Here is a 15,179-nt window from a genome sequence, read left to right as displayed (position 1 = left end):
AAAAAAATTAAAAAAATATCATAAAATGAGATTTTGTTGTTTTTGGGTGGTTGTTTTTAAGGGTTTTTTGTTTTGATTTATCTTTAATAAAACAGTCAATAAGTGAGCTCTTCGAGAAAAATGCGATAAGAAAGATGTGATAAATAGTCGAGCAAGAAGCGTTTGTTCTGCGAGAGAAGATACTGAGCCAAAAAATCACTTCGCGTCTTTGTGAAGCAAATTTGCTGATCGGGAATGGATGGGCTTTCGTCCGAATTTGGGTGATTAGCGGAAGGCTGATGGTGGGTGTCGCTCGAGAAAAACTCGTGATTGGCTTATGTTTGGTCACTTGACGGGCAATCTCGGTGTAATGCTTGCGGCCGTAGACAAGTTAGGCATACCGCCGATTGATTCATAACAAAACCGTTGTTTATCGGGACCAATCAGTCATACATCATTGTTGAATGGCTGATTGGTCCTCATCGATAAAAATGCCAGCATACCTGAAGTGCTACTGGCGTGAGCGAAGGGAGACTTATACTTCCTGGGGGAATTTAAAGTCGCTCAAATCTGTATGGGCTAGGGTCAATAAGCGGAGCCGCGTCGGTGACAATATCTGCCGCTAGCTGTCCTGCTGCTGGCCCCGTACCAAAACCGTGACCAGAAAATCCTGTGGCAATCGTTAAACCGGGGATAGCAGGAATTCTGTCGATGATTGGATTCGAATCTGGGGTTATATCAATCACCCCTGCCCAAGACTCCTCAATTTCAGCTTGTTCAAAAATGGGCCAGGCTTTTCTTAAGTTAGTGAGTGCTTCGTGATTCAGCGCTGGGTTGGCACTCGGATCTAAGGTTCGGATCTGTTCAAAAGGTGATTGACTGTCAGCCTTCCAGCGACGAGCAAGTTTCAGGTCTTCAAAGAACGCTTTCCCAAACGAGGTGCGTAAGAAACTGCGCTGGGTTCGGAGTTGACTGAAGTAGCGCCAGCCGATTAGTAAATGATCCAAGGTAATATGGGCATCTAGGGCACCACGCTGGGTGATGATGAATCCACCATCTTTATGTTTTCTGAACGAAAAATCTGGGCCGCCAACTGCGATGTCAGTCGGGCCTTCCATCGGTTTGGTCCGCATGACAGAACAAATCAGAGGCAGCGTTGGCAGAGAGATACCATGATTTCCCAGAAAACGTCGCGACCACGCGCCACTGGCCAGAAGAACTTGCTGACAACGGATTTCACCTTTTTCGGTGACAACCCCACTAATTTTTCCGCCGCTTGTCGCCAGCGTGCGAACCGCACAGTTTTGTACCATGATTGCGCCTTGCTCAATCGCTTTTCTGGCCATTGCCGTAGTCGCAATCGACGGTTCAGCCCGTCCGTCAGAGGGGGTATATATGCCACCTTGCCAGTTGCCTTTACCGCCGGGAACGTGTTGTTCAATTTCTTGGCTGCTGAGCATGTGTGAGTCCAGAGACAGCGATTCCACCGATTTTAACCAAGCTTCATGCATGGCAACCTGCGCTTCGGTTTTGGCTAAGAACATAATGCCGGATGCTTTGTAGCCGACAGATTGACCGATTCTCTCTGGCATACCTTGCCATAGTCTGTCGGCGGCGAGCGCCAGTGGCACATCGTGTAAATGCCGATTGGTTTTTCGGACCCACCCAAGGTTGCGAGAAGATTGCTCTCCGGCGATATGACCTTTCTCGATTAATACAACGGGAATGTTTCTTTCCGCCAGTGTTAAGGCGGCTGTGACACCGATAATACCGCCACCGATAATCACAACGGTTGTGGATTCTGGTAGTTCATCCTGTGTATGAATAGCATCAAGTGTTTTCGTCATCATTTATTTCCTGAAAAGTGCCCGAAAAGCAGAGCCTGTGATGCTCTGCCTTATCAATCCGTTCTATTGAGCAATGGTAATAGTCTTCACATCCGCGTTGGCGGCACCCCGATAAGCCGTGACTTCTAGCTCCATCTTATAGATGGTTGAACCCAGTGGCGGACAGGTCACTGTCGTGGCCGGATCGACACCACGGAATTTATCCCCGATGAGCGTCATCACTGCCGGCGTATCTTTGGGATCCTGAATGAACACTCGCGACATCACCACATCGGCAAGACTTGCCCCGACGCTTTTCAGGGCGGCTTCAACATTGCTGAACACTTGGTGCGTTTGTTCAAGGACATCTTCCGGGATTTCTTGGGTAACAGGGTTTCGGCCAGCCGTATTGGAAACAAATATCCAGTTATCGACGCATACGAGACGAGAGTAACTGCTTAATTCTTCCAGTTTTGAGCCGGTTTTTACCTTGGTAATCATGGTCATTTGAGTTTTCCTATCGATAAGTGGGGAGTCGTTCGGGGACGTTTAGCGTAAAACCGGTGTATCCCAAAGGTTGAGTTTTACGCCAATGCCTTGTTCGATGGCATTGCGATAAATGACCGTAGCCCAGGCAACATCTTCGACGGGCATCCCACCGACCGACATGATGATGATTTCTTCATCGTTGTGACGACCCGGTGCATCGTTCGCCACAATCTTGCCGATGTCTTCCAGTTCGGTTTTATCCAATTGACCGGCGGCTATCATGTCCATAAACCGCACGCCAATCAGCGGCACACAGTTATGGGCGGGTTTTGGTAATTCTTCATACCATGCTTCATACAGACGGGTATTATCTAATACTTTACGAACCTCGGGCCCTTCCATCCCTTCATCTAAAGAACAGCTCGCTGGCATCGCTAAGAATGCCCCGGGTTTGACCCATTCGCGTTTCACGATGGGATAAGTGGATGGATCGCCGGTTTCTCCGGAATTACAGTAAGTGACAAGGTCCGATCCCCGGACCACGGCTTCAATACTGTCAACGACCTGAATATTAGTAATTTGTGGGAAGGTTTCTTTTAGCCATCCGATAAAATCATCGAGACTTTTTTGACCACGGCCTTTAATTTTGATCGTGTCAATATTGGGGCAGGTCGCCATAAATGCAGAGACCGTCGTTTTCCCCATCACCCCCGGACCTAACAAGCCAATGACTTTAGAATCTTTACGGGCTAGGTGGCGAGCTCCGACTCCCGGAATCGCGCCGGTACGGTAAGCCGATAAAAGGTTGGCGGACATAAAGGCCAGCGGTGCACCGGTATCGATATCATTGAGAATCAGTGTGAGGATGGAACGCGGGAGACCTTTTTCGCGGTTGGCAATATTAGAACCGTACCATTTCACGCCGGAGGTTTGAAAGTCACCGCCAAGGTATGCTGGCATGGCCATCAAACGACGATCAGCTGTCGGTTTTGGCATCGTTGGAAAAGGCGATTGATCCGGAAAAGTAATTAAGGCGCCATGTGAGTCACTATTTGCCCCTGCCATTCTGTAGTCGCCCTTATATAAAAGTGCGAACATTGCTTCCATGGTATCTACACAACGAGGCATATCCATGACACCAGCTTTAATCATGTCTGGCTCAGAAAGGTAAATAAAATCGATTTTTGTGTTCTCTTGCATGGTTTCACCTCAAAGGATCAATTGTTATTTTAATGAACTGTTTTTATGTTTAATTCTCACATTACGATAAAAAAATGTTTTTTAAAGTGATTTTTATCATTTTTTTAACATTTTTCTATTTTTTATCCTTGCAGTCATGAGATGAAAATTGTGCTGAATGGCGAGAGTGTGGTTTTTGAGATGAGTTGATGTGAGCGATGTTTTTTGTGGATCAACAGGCTCACCCAGCAGTGATGAGATATTGAATCAAAAGAAAAAGCAGCGAGGCTTACGCCTGACGCTGCTGCTTCTTTTATTGCTGTATATTGACGGCCTTTTTCACGTTTTATCCGCGGCTTGCTCATTATCGAGATAGGCCCCTTTTTCGATGCGAGCCGTGGCTTGTTGCAGCCGGTCAACGACTGCCTCGAGGCGGAAGAGTTCGAAGGCGCTGGTGGTACCGACAAAAGCGATACTGCCAATAATATCATCATTTTCAAGGTTCAGAATTGGTGCGGCAATCCCGGTCAGACCGAGGTTGAGTTCATCATGCGTGACACAAAAGCCATCTTTGCGGATTTTTTTTGTTTCTGAATTAAACTCTTTCCAAGTGAGATTGTAATCTTCACTCGGCTCGATCTGTTCATCATAGATTTTTTTCAGACGATTGGTTTTTTGAAACGCCACCAAGACTTTCGATTGAGCCCCTTTAAAAATAGGCAAAGGACGTCCCCGGCCAAAAGTAAACCCATACTTTTTAATATCAGATTCGATATGAGTATTGATGATATGACCATCATAAAACACACTCATGTACACCGTGAGTCCGGTACTATTCGAGAGCTCAGCCATCACCTCGCGTCCATGGGATATCAGCGGATCATGCTGGCGCATCATCCAATCCAGTTCGATGATTCTCGGGCCAAGCGTGTAGCTTGTCTCAATACGGGTTAATAAGCCGGCATCACACAGTTCCCGGACATAGCGATAGGCGGTTGCACGGGAAAGAGACAACTGTTTTGCAATGTCATCCACATTGATGACGAGAGAACCTGGCCCAAAAATATTGAGGACGTTTAACATTTTATTGAGACTGGACACGTAAACCTCTTCGTGATCGATAAGTGTTTAGATTATATGTTTGAATACGTTATTTCACTAATATCTATCTTGTTTTTTTATATAGTGAGACTTTTGCTCTTTTATTATCGTGCCAATATAGCATTTTATTTGCTACTGAAAAATGACGTTATTCTCATATTCTGGATAATAACCAGAGATAATTGCAGGGCTTTTCTCTATTTTTGTTAGGTTTGTTTCTTAATTTGAGAAAAAATGTAAAAATTTCGTTTACACAGGCATTTTTGTGTGCAATAAATCTTACATTGTGTTTTTAGTGCTATGTCTTGGCGAAATCAGTGACGTTGATATCCATATGCTGATGGCGCTGTTTGGTTCAATCTATTATCTGTGTCATACCGCAGTAGTGTTCCCGGTATCGCAAGCCGGTGGAGGTTAGCAATGAGTCGTCATTTTAAATGTCTGATTAATGGGGAGTGGGTTGAAGGGAATCATGCGCCTTTCAATGTAATTAACCCAGCCACATTTGATGTTGTCGCAACGTGTGCAAATGGGGATAAATCCCAATTAGAAGATGCCGTCAAGGCAGCCCAAGCGGCATTCAAGCGCTGGTCTGTGTCCAGTCATGAAGAGCGTAAGCGCTGTTTAAATAAGGCTGGCGATGAATTAGAACAACGTGCTCGTGAAGTCGCTGAGTTGATCGTTGCAGAGCAGGGTAAACCTTTAGCACTTGCTATGGGGGAAGTGGAAGCGGGTATTGCTTGGTTACGTTTTGCTGCTTCGCAAGACATTCCGGTAGAAGTAGCAGAAGAGACCGAGACCAAACGCATCGAGATCCATCATAAACCCCTTGGTGTGGTGGCTTCTATAACGCCTTGGAACTGGCCTTTAATGATTGCTATCTGGCATATTATTCCTGCCCTGCGAGCGGGGAATACGGTCATCAATAAGCCTTCTGGTTTAACGCCTCTCAGTACGATTAAATTGGTAGAAATTATCAATAATCATGTTCCGAAAGGGGTCATTAACATTATTACGGGTGAAAGTGGGATTGGCAGTGGCATGACCGCACATCCTCAGATTAGTAAGGTCGTATTTACCGGTTCAACGGAAACGGGTCAGTCTGTGATGCGCAATGCGGCGGATAACCTGAAGCGTTTGACCCTTGAGCTGGGCGGTAATGATGCGGCGATTGTGTTAAAGGGCACTGATGTCGCGAAAGTGGCACCGGATATTTTTGCGGCTGCTTTCTTAAACATGGGGCAAACCTGTGGCGCGATTAAACGTCTCTATGTACATGAGTCTGTCTATGACGATATGTGTGCGGCTTTGGTTGCCATTGCCAATGAGCAAGTGGTTGGTAACGGGATGGACGACGGGGTGAACTTTGGTCCGGTACAAAATAAAGACCAACTGCAAATTATTATCGATTTGGTAGAGGATGCCCGTAAAGGCGGCGCAACGATATTAACGGGTGGGCAGCCTCTTGAAGGTGTGGGTTATTTTTATCCGCCGACGCTTGTTGCTGATATTGCTAACGAGGCCCTGTTGGTTCAGGAAGAACAGTTCGGTCCGGCACTGCCGATTATCAAATTCTCAGATGTTGATAAAGCAATCGAGATGGCGAATGGGGTGGATGTCGGTCTGGATGGCTCGGTGTGGGGGCCGGATACGGCGGAGGCCACAGTATTGGCGGCTCGTCTGGAGTGCGGGACCACATTTGTCAATACTCATGCGAAGATTCAGCCTAACATCCCGATGGGGGGCTGTAAGATGTCCGGTTTCGGTGTGGAGTTTGGTGAAGAAGGGTTACTGGAGTTTACCGCTCTGCAGGTTGTCCATATTAATAAATAAGTGTTTTGAGCCATTCCTTTCCTGTTTGACAGCGTCAGCAGTTTATCTGCTCACGCTGTTTTTTTATGTTTTTCGTATTTTGAGAATTACAAAAGAATAATCAGCAAAAAGACGAAAATCATCACAAAAATCTTATATTAGTTCATTTTTATTCGTTTTAAATCGTTTTTAACATTGACAGTTTATAGTTGTTTCGCATAATGTGAGAATAAGTTAAATAAAGAGGTTCTCGTATGAATGGTGCAGAAGCAATTGTTAAAGCGGCAGTCGACTCCGGTGTTGAGTACTGTTTCGCAAATCCAGGAACCACAGAAATGCCGTTTGTAGCGGCGATGGACAGTGAGCCAAAATTTCGCCCTGTTCTCAGCATGTTCGAAGGTGTCTGTACTGGTGCAGCGGATGGTTATGGCCGGGTCTCTGGTCGTCCGGCATTGACGCTGACCCATTTAGGGCCTGGTTTTGCCAACGGGATTGCCAATTTGCACAACGCACGCCGTGCGAACAGTCCGATTGTTAACTTGGTGGGGGATCATGCTTCATGGCATGTGAATTATGATCCACCGCTGGCAAGTGATATTGAATCTCTGGCGCGTCCGGTTTCTGCATTTTTCCGCACCTCAAAATCTGTGGATCGAATCGTGGAAGATTTTGGGGCAGCGATGCGCGCAGCCTGGCAGCCTTGTGGGGCAATTTCGACGCTGGTATTACCGATGGATTTACAGGCCAAAGCGTTATCCGGAGATATACCGAAAGTATCAATCTTGCCACCAAAACGTCATTTTAAAGCCGATTATGTTGAAGCCGTGGCTGAACGTATTAAGGCGGGCAAGCGTTTGGTCTTTATTGTCGGTGATAACGGTTTAGATGAAAGAGGGCTTAAGGCGGCAGGCCGTATCGGTCAGTTACCCGGTATGAAGATGTTTGCCGAGACCTTTCCGCGGATTTCTCACCGGGGTGGGGGGTTGCCAGATTTGGATCGGCTGCCTTATTTCCCCGAAAAAGCGATTGCTGAGTTAGAGCAATATGATCAAGTGGTTTGCGCGGGTGTGGTTGAGCCCATTGCCTATTTCGGTTACGAGGGGATGCCATCCCGTTTAGCTGAAACAGATCGTTTAGTGACGCTGGCTGATGTGGGGGACGATGTTTCCGGTGCGCTGGAAGCACTTGCCGAATTGCTTAATGCACCGGCGCATCAAGATCTGGTTGGCACGATTGAGTTGCCTGCTGCTAATGAGGCTTTGACCCCGCAGTCTATCGGCAAAATCCTCTCCTGCACCTTACCGGATAACTGTATCGTCTCGGTTGAAGGGGGCACCTGCGGTTACCCGTTTTTCACAGAATCAGCTTTGGCGCCACGCCATCGCGTCCTTACCAACACCGGTGGTGCGATTGGGCAAGGCATTCCGGCAGGCTTTGGGGCGGCATTGGCCGAGCCGGGGAATACTGTGGTGTGTTTGCAGTCGGATGGCAGTGCTCAGTACACCATTCAAGCCTTATGGAGTATCGCCCGCGAAAACCTGCCTGTGGTGATTCTGATCGCCGCGAATCATAAATACAACATTTTGCAAAATGAACTGCGTCGTTATGGCGTCACCGAGTTTGGTGCCAATTCTCTGGCCTTAACCGAGTTGGACAGACCTCGCGTCGATTGGCAGGCCTTGGCAAAGGCTTACGGCGTGGATTCCGTCTGTGTCACGAATAACGCAGAACTGATGCGTGAATTTAAAGCGGCGTGTGACGCAAAAGCCCCACGCTTAATCGAAATGTCTTTGTGAGGTTGATGATGACTACCATGCCACTGTTTCCAGAAGTTCAAGGCTTTCTTGCCGAACAAAAACGTTTATTTATCGGCGGGGAGTGGGTTGAGCCGACCACCGGCGAATATTTTAACGTTGAAGATCCTGCAACGACTCACACCATTGCCAGTGTCGCTAAAGCCACTGAAGTTGATGTGGATCACGCCGTTCATGCTGCCCGTCAAGCTTTAGAAGGTGAGTGGCAGCGTGTATCACCGGCTCAACGCACCAAACTCATGCTGCACTTAGCCGATTTAATCGAAGCCGATGCGGAAAACCTTGGGCAAATCATTTCACTGGAAAATGGCAAACCCTATAGCAATGCCAAAAACGGTGAGGTAGTCATTACCGCGAGCATTATTCGTTACTTTGCCGGTTGGCCTTCCAAAATTGAAGGCAGCACGATTCCGGTCTCACCTCGCACCGGCGAGCGCATGCTCAACTATACGGTCAAAGAGCCGGTGGGTGTTTGTGCCCTGATCGTGCCTTGGAATTTTCCGCTGTCGATGTGTGCATGGAAACTGGGTCCGGCGCTGGCAACCGGATGTACTTCGGTGTTGAAACCGGCGGAACAAACACCACTATCGGCGTTGCGTTTGGCTTATTTAATTGAAAAAGCCGGTATTCCGCGTGGGGTGGTGAATGTCATCACGGGCTTTGGCGAAGGGGCCGGTGCACCGCTGGCTGCGCATCCCGGAGTCGACAAAATCGCCTTTACCGGTTCGACCGGTGTCGGTCGTCTGATTGCGCAAAGTGCGGTCAGTAATATGAAAAAAGTGTCTCTCGAACTGGGTGGCAAGTCACCCAATATCATTCTGCCTGATGCCGATATTATCAAAGCGGCAAAAGGGGCTGCTGACGGTATTTTTTATAATCAGGGCCAAGTCTGTACTGCTGCCTCTCGTCTTTATGTTCATGAAAGTGTACTCGATCAAACCCTTGAGGAATTACGCAAACATGCGGCTGCCCACGTGGTGGGACCGGGGTTAAATGAACGGACCACGATGGGGCCTTTGGTCTCAGCGGCGCAATTTAATGTCGTCAAAGGTTACGTCGACAGTGCGGTATCTGAAGGGGCGGAGCTGATTTGCGGCGGGCATAAACCCAGCGAGTTGGGCGATGGTTACTTTATGTCACCGACGGTTTTTCTGGATAAACAGGAACAGGCCCGGATTGCCCGTGAAGAAATTTTCGGCCCGGTGGTCACGGTCATGAGTTGGTCCGATGTGGATGAATTGGTGCATCGCGCCAATGATACACCTTATGGTCTGGCCGCCGGGCTGTGGACCAATGATCTGACTCAGGCGCATACCATTGCCAGCCGTATCAAAGCGGGTTCTGTATGGATTAACTGCTGGAATGTGGTGGATCCTGCGTCGCCATTTGGTGGCTACAAGCAATCGGGATGGGGGCGTGAAATGGGCAAAAATGTCATTGATGCCTATACCGAAACCAAAAGCGTTTTCGTCAATTTAGGGTAACAGAGAGCAGGGTATTGATTATGGATTTAGAAATTAAAGATAAAGTCGCTATTGTCACCGGCGGTGGGATGGGAATCGGCAAAGATGTTGCCAGATTCTTAGCAGAAGAAGGCTGTGATGTGGTGATCTGTTCGCGCACCATGTCTGTACTGGAAAAAACCGCCGCTGAAATTGCCGAAGCGACGGGGCGGCGTGTCTTGCCTGTGCAGTGTGATACCACCGATATGGACTCGGTTGAAACGATGGTGGCTGTCGCGGTGAAAGAATTTGGCCGGGTGGATATTTTAGTCAATGGTGCGGCGGCGCCTTCAGGCGTGGTGCGTAATTCGATTGAGTTTGCCAATGACCACGAATTGCTGGGCGATTTAGATACCAAAGTGATTGGCTATTTCCGTTGTGCCAAAGCCGTTACCGCTCATATGAAGAAACAAGGCTTTGGTCGCATCATCAATATCGGCGGCCTAACCGGTCGTAGCAGTAAAGTGATGTCCGGTATGCGGAATCTGGCGATTGTCCATATGACCAAAAACCTCTCGGATCAACTCGGTCCACACGGCATTACCTGCAACATTATTCATCCGGGCGTGGTCGATACCCCACATATTCAAGAGTTGTACGAGCGTGAAGGAAAGCTCCAAAACAAAACGCCGCAAGAAGTTGAGCAGGGTTACATTGATGTCACTCCGATTCGTCGGACTTTAGCGCCGGTTGAAATTGCCTATTTGATTGGCTTTTTAGCCTCACCGAAAGCTGGTGCTGTAACGGGTGAGTCAATTGGTATTGATGGTGGGTTAACACGCGGTATTTTCCTATAGGAGGCAGTATGAGCGGCACAATTTTAGTATCGACTGTTGGTCAGGGTGTGGTGAAAAGTTCGGATAACGGGCAAACATGGCATCGTCTTGGTCTGGGTCAGGACATCGAATTTGATGCGATCACGCGTTCTCTGGATGTGGATCCGACCAATCCAAGTACCTTATATATCGGGACAGATACCGGCCTGTGTGTCAGTCAAGATGCGGGGACCAAATGGACACGGATCGATTCTCCTTTTAATGGTGAAACCGTCTGGAAAGTTGCGGTTGACCCGCAGAACCCACAGCGCATTTTTGTCGGCACCGGCGCGCCCTCCCGGGCGGTGCTATGGCGCACGAAAGATGCAGGCGAAACCTGGGAGCGAGCACCGGTTGAGATTCCTGAGTTTTGCGCTGGGGTGAGTAAACCGCGTTTATTGGCTTTTGCCTTTGATCCGACCGATTCGAATAAGGTCTGGTTTGGTTTAGAGGAAGGGGGTTTGTTTAGGAGTGATGATGGTGGTGATTCATGGGAACGGATTGATGACCGTTTGCTATGGGACTTTAATTCCGACATCCATACGATTCAAGTCCTGCCCAATCATGGTAAAAAGGTTGTGGTCGCTGTTTGTGTCAATGCTGTCTATCGTAGCTTTGATGATGGTGAAACTTGGGAAGGTGTGATCGCCAAAGAAGCCTTTGGTTTGTATTACGCCCGGGCCACCGCGGTGCCAATGGGGACAGAAAGTACCATTTATTTAAGTGTATCCGACGGAACGCCGGGCACGACCAGCCAAGTTTATGTTTCTCACGATGCCGCAGCAACATGGCAATTGTTGCCGTTGCCACTGCAACCTAATTCGTGTGTGTGGGGAATTCATATCAACCCTGCAAATCCTGAGCAAATGGTTGCCGGGACAAAATACGGACATTTGTTTACCAGTGAGAAAGCCGGGTTATCCTGGAAAAAAGAATGGCGTGAGTTCAGTGAAATTTCTGATGTTCTCTGGACACCCGCAGAAGCTGTCATTGAGGCCGCTCATGCCTCTGTAATCAAAAAATAGTCGGTGATCGCAACACAGCGTGACGTGTGATCACATAAAAATAGGTGATGAAGATGAAGGTGAAAGTCAATCGTACTCATATCTCTTTATTTGTATCCGACCCCGCTGCTTCCGCAGAGTGGTATGCAGATGTGTTATCTATGGAGAAAAATGCCCGTAATGGTGATGAGTGGGTGATGATGAGTTTTGGTGATAAGCACCATGATATTGCTTTGATTAAAGCGCCGGAAGGAGCGAGCAAAGGCATCATTGGCCTCCAGCATTATGGGATGGAGATTGATGGCGACCTGACCACTTTGCGCCGACTGTATGGCATGTTATTGACCAAAAATGTTCCGATTGTCAAAACCACGGATCATGAAGTGGGGATTGGGCTGTATTTTGAAGACCCGGATGGCAATCGTTTAGAGTTTTTCTTAGAAACTGAGCACGATGATGAGCTTGGCAAGTATCGCTTTAAACATGCGCATGCGCCGAGTCGTCCGATTAAGCTCGAACCTATTTTTGACTAAGGATTTTAAACCATGAAAGAAGCAAACTTCTGTTCATACCATATTCGTAAGTGGTTCTACCATTATGAAGAAACGCTGGCCAATGAGACAGGGAAACTGGCCGACGGTGAGCCGGTTAAAAAATATGTAATTGCAGCAGCAATTCATAACCCCTTGGCGAATACCTATTCTGAAGATTTATCTGTCCTGATTGAAAATTCCCCTGAACTTGGCAAAGAGTTTGGCCGCCGTATTCAAGAATTAGCGGGCGATAACGAGATCGTCAGTTATGGTAAAGCCGTGCTGGTGGGAGCTTTTGGCGAGTATGAACACGGGAATGCGTTTTTGACCAATCCTGCAGCAAACCCGGTCCGTGATGCGGTTGGTGGCGGGAAGTCTTGGGTGCCTTCTACCGGTAAAGTCGGTGCGCCCGGTGCTGTCATTGATGTGCCGTTAGCCCATAAAAATGCGCTCTATGTACGCTCTCATTATGATTCTATTGCCGTGTCTTTTAATGATGCACCGCGCAATGATGAAGTCCTGATTATCTGGTCATTTGCGACTCGTGGTCGTTTACATGCACGTTTAGGTGGCTTAGCAGCACAGGATGTCAAAGGAGAAGATGGCCTCGTTTAGCGGTCATTTTTGATGGAGGGATTCAGCATGACAATGTCCAGTAGTAGCCATTTTTTTACCAGTGACGGACTGAACCTGCATTACCTGAAATGGGGCAATGGCAAGGTACCGGTGGTGATGTTGCATGGGCTGCGCGGTTTTGCACAGACCTGGCAAGATCTGGTTGATGCGCTGGGGGATGGATTTACCTGCTTCGCCTTGGATCAACGGGGACGCGGTGACAGTGATTGGGGGCCGGCCAAGGATTATCACGCACAAACTTATGTACAAGACCTCACCCGCTTGGTCGATCATTTGGGATTGCAGCGTTTTGTCTTGATTGGCCATTCACTCGGCGGTCAGAACGTCGCTGAGTTTGCACGCTTATATCCGGAACGTGTCATGGCGATGGTGATTGAAGATATTGGTCCGGGCTCTTCCAAACAGGGAGACGGGGCTGAACGCATTCGTCGGGAAATGAGCAATACGCCGTTAAGTTTTGATTCCTGGCAAGCGGCGCAAGATTTTTGGACCAGTTCGCGTCCGCACTTAACCGAACAGGCGTTACAAGCCCGATTGACGCATTCGTTTCGTGAAGTGGACGGAAAAGTGACGTGGAAGCACGATCAACAAGGCATTGCCGAGGCACGTTTAACCATTGAACCGATTGATTTATGGCCAGCATTTCGTGCGATTGCCTGCCCGACGCTCTTAATTAAAGGGGGGGATTCGGACTTTTTATCCAGTCAGACCGTGGCGGATATTATGGCGTCAACGGACTGGGTTCAGACGGTTCAAATTGATCATGCCAGTCATTATGTGCACGACGACCAACCGGAAAAATTTAATGCGGCGGTGGTACGTTTCATACGAACAGTTCTTACTGATTAGAGGTTTTGAGGGATGAAAACACAAAAAGCAGATGTTGTGATTGTTGGCGGTGGGCCAAATGGCGTGACTTTAGCCAATTATATGGGGTTGTACAACATCAACACCGTTTTGCTTGAAGCCTCAGAAGAGATTCTGCCTTACCCGAGAGCGGTAGGAATGGATGATGAAGCTTTGCGTGTTTTACAGGGTGTCGGACTGGCCGACATGGCCGTCAAAGACATGATCAGTAATGTGCCGTTGCGCTATTACAACGCCCGTGGTGTCTGTTTTGCCGAAGTGAAACCGAAAGCTGCTCAGTATGGCTGGCCGATGCGTAATATGTTTATGCAGCAACTCTTAGAGGTGACTTTACGGGATGGCTTGAAGCGCTTCGATTCGGTGGATTTACGCTTGGGGCATTCCATGACGGGCATCCAAGACGACAACGATAAAGTCGTGTTGAACGTCACCGATCCATCCGGCGAAGAATACTGTCTGGAAGCCGATTATGTGATTGCTGCCGATGGCGGACGTTCTGAGATTCGTAAGCAATTAAATATTGGCTTTACGGGGCTGACTCACCCGGCAAAATGGGTGGTGGTCGATGCGGCTAACGACACTCTGGATGCGCCGTTTACGGCCTTACACGGCGATCCGGTGCGACCTTTCGTATGTATCTATCTGCCTTATCAACATCGCCGCTGGGAATTTATGTTGTTCCCGCATGAGAAAGAAGAAGAGATTTGTCAGGAAGCGGTGATTCGCGATCTGATTCGTCGTCACATCGGCGACAAAGTGGATGATTTGGATATTGTCCGTATTCGTGCCTACACCCATAACTCCCGGGTGGCGGATACGTTTGTCAAAGGGCGGGTACTCTTGTGTGGTGATGCTGCCCATATTACCCCGCCCTGGGCCGGTCAGGGCCTGAACTCCGGAATTCGCGATGTGGTCAATATCGGCTGGAAAGTGGCGGCAGTGGTGAAAGGCTTTGCTTCTCCGGGTATTTTGCAAACCTATGATGATGAGCGGCGTGGTCATGCAACGGATCTGGTTGGTCTGGCAGACAACATGGGCGCGGTATTAGGCATGACCAATCCGATTATGGCGGGCATTCGTGACTGGATGTTCAAAGCAACCGATTCGGTCGATAGCCTGCGTGAACACTTGGTGGAATTCAAATTCAAACCCAAGGCGCACATTACCAAGGGGATTGTGTATCACGAAAGTGAAGAAATCTATGAAGACAGTCTGGTCGGCAAACTCTTTATTCAGCCAAATGTTGAAACGGCGGAAGGTCACAAGGAGAAGTTGGATACCGTATTAGGCGATTGGTTTTCTATCGTCGGTTATCGTCTCAATCCGACTGATTTTATGTCCGATGAGAATCAAGCATTTTGGCATGAGATGCAGACCCGGTACGTACAAGTAAACCCTTCTCGCAGTGGGTTGAGCCATGATGAGCGCTTGACGGCATCGGGTTGCTGTTGCGTTGAAGATTTAGAGAACAGTCTGGCCGATTGGTTTAGTCAGGCACGGGATAAAATCGTGGTGATTCGTCCTGATCGTTTTGTCGCAGCCTTAACCTCACCCAGACGTCTCAATGAAGTTTTAGATGAGCTGCGCGCCAAACTATTACCTGGTCAATAAAAGCGTGCCTA

The 15,179-nt window shown here is 48.3% G+C and carries 13 protein-coding genes; 9 read left to right on the top strand and 4 right to left on the bottom strand.

What is annotated here, in order from left to right; genetic code table 11:
* Positions 1-533: 533 nt before the first annotated feature.
* The 4 genes from OCV37_RS11965 to OCV37_RS11950 all read right to left on the bottom strand — a co-directional run bounded on the left by OCV37_RS11965 (position 534) and on the right by OCV37_RS11950 (position 4,574).
* Positions 534-1,826, bottom strand: coding sequence for an NAD(P)/FAD-dependent oxidoreductase (locus OCV37_RS11965; RefSeq protein WP_038183189.1), 1,293 nt, complete (start codon positions 1,824-1,826; stop codon positions 534-536).
* A 63-nt stretch (positions 1,827-1,889) separates the two neighbouring features.
* Positions 1,890-2,312: a Rid family hydrolase gene (locus OCV37_RS11960; RefSeq protein WP_038183191.1), complete on the bottom strand. Its 423-nt coding sequence runs from the start codon at positions 2,310-2,312 to the stop codon at positions 1,890-1,892.
* Positions 2,313-2,354: 42 nt separating this feature from the next.
* Positions 2,355-3,494 carry a tyramine oxidase subunit B gene (locus tag OCV37_RS11955; RefSeq protein WP_038183194.1) on the bottom strand — a complete coding sequence of 380 codons (1,140 nt, stop codon included), beginning with the start codon at positions 3,492-3,494 and terminating at the stop codon, positions 2,355-2,357.
* A gap of 318 nt (positions 3,495-3,812) precedes the next feature.
* Positions 3,813-4,574, bottom strand: coding sequence for an IclR family transcriptional regulator (locus OCV37_RS11950; protein WP_038183197.1), 762 nt, complete (start codon positions 4,572-4,574; stop codon positions 3,813-3,815).
* A 420-nt stretch (positions 4,575-4,994) separates the two neighbouring features.
* Here OCV37_RS11950 and OCV37_RS11945 point away from each other — a divergent pair, with 420 nt between their 5' ends.
* The 9 genes from OCV37_RS11945 (at position 4,995) to OCV37_RS11905 (ending at position 15,168) form a co-directional block, all read left to right on the top strand.
* Positions 4,995-6,407: an aldehyde dehydrogenase family protein gene (locus tag OCV37_RS11945; protein ID WP_038183200.1), complete on the top strand. Its 1,413-nt coding sequence runs from the start codon at positions 4,995-4,997 to the stop codon at positions 6,405-6,407.
* Positions 6,408-6,640: 233 nt separating this feature from the next.
* Positions 6,641-8,182 (top strand): acetolactate synthase large subunit, encoded by a 1,542-nt coding sequence (locus OCV37_RS11940; RefSeq protein ID WP_038183203.1) that lies wholly within the window; start codon positions 6,641-6,643, stop codon positions 8,180-8,182.
* A gap of 17 nt (positions 8,183-8,199) precedes the next feature.
* A complete protein-coding gene (locus tag OCV37_RS11935; protein ID WP_261888089.1) occupies positions 8,200-9,684 on the top strand; it encodes an aldehyde dehydrogenase family protein in 1,485 nt (494 codons plus the stop codon).
* Between the two features lie 20 nt (positions 9,685-9,704).
* Positions 9,705-10,499 carry an SDR family NAD(P)-dependent oxidoreductase gene (locus OCV37_RS11930; RefSeq protein ID WP_038183209.1) on the top strand — a complete coding sequence of 265 codons (795 nt, stop codon included), beginning with the start codon at positions 9,705-9,707 and terminating at the stop codon, positions 10,497-10,499.
* A gap of 8 nt (positions 10,500-10,507) precedes the next feature.
* Entirely contained in the window at positions 10,508-11,542 is a 1,035-nt protein-coding gene (locus tag OCV37_RS11925) for a WD40/YVTN/BNR-like repeat-containing protein (RefSeq protein WP_038183211.1), read from the top strand.
* A gap of 53 nt (positions 11,543-11,595) precedes the next feature.
* Positions 11,596-12,054, top strand: a complete 459-nt coding sequence (locus tag OCV37_RS11920) for a VOC family protein (RefSeq protein ID WP_038183214.1) — start codon at positions 11,596-11,598, stop codon at positions 12,052-12,054.
* Between the two features lie 12 nt (positions 12,055-12,066).
* Complete coding sequence (locus OCV37_RS11915) at positions 12,067-12,669, top strand: amino acid synthesis family protein (protein ID WP_038183217.1); 603 nt, start codon at positions 12,067-12,069, stop codon at positions 12,667-12,669.
* Between the two features lie 27 nt (positions 12,670-12,696).
* Positions 12,697-13,539, top strand: coding sequence for an alpha/beta fold hydrolase (locus tag OCV37_RS11910; RefSeq protein ID WP_211252073.1), 843 nt, complete (start codon positions 12,697-12,699; stop codon positions 13,537-13,539).
* Between the two features lie 12 nt (positions 13,540-13,551).
* Positions 13,552-15,168, top strand: a complete 1,617-nt coding sequence (locus OCV37_RS11905) for a bifunctional 3-(3-hydroxy-phenyl)propionate/3-hydroxycinnamic acid hydroxylase (protein ID WP_038183219.1) — start codon at positions 13,552-13,554, stop codon at positions 15,166-15,168.
* Positions 15,169-15,179 lie beyond the last annotated feature (11 nt).

Origin of the sequence: Vibrio rhizosphaerae (genome assembly GCF_024347095.1) — a bacterium.
GTDB classification, from domain to species: domain Bacteria; phylum Pseudomonadota; class Gammaproteobacteria; order Enterobacterales; family Vibrionaceae; genus Vibrio; species Vibrio rhizosphaerae.
This window is presented reverse-complemented; position numbering and strand designations above follow the sequence as displayed.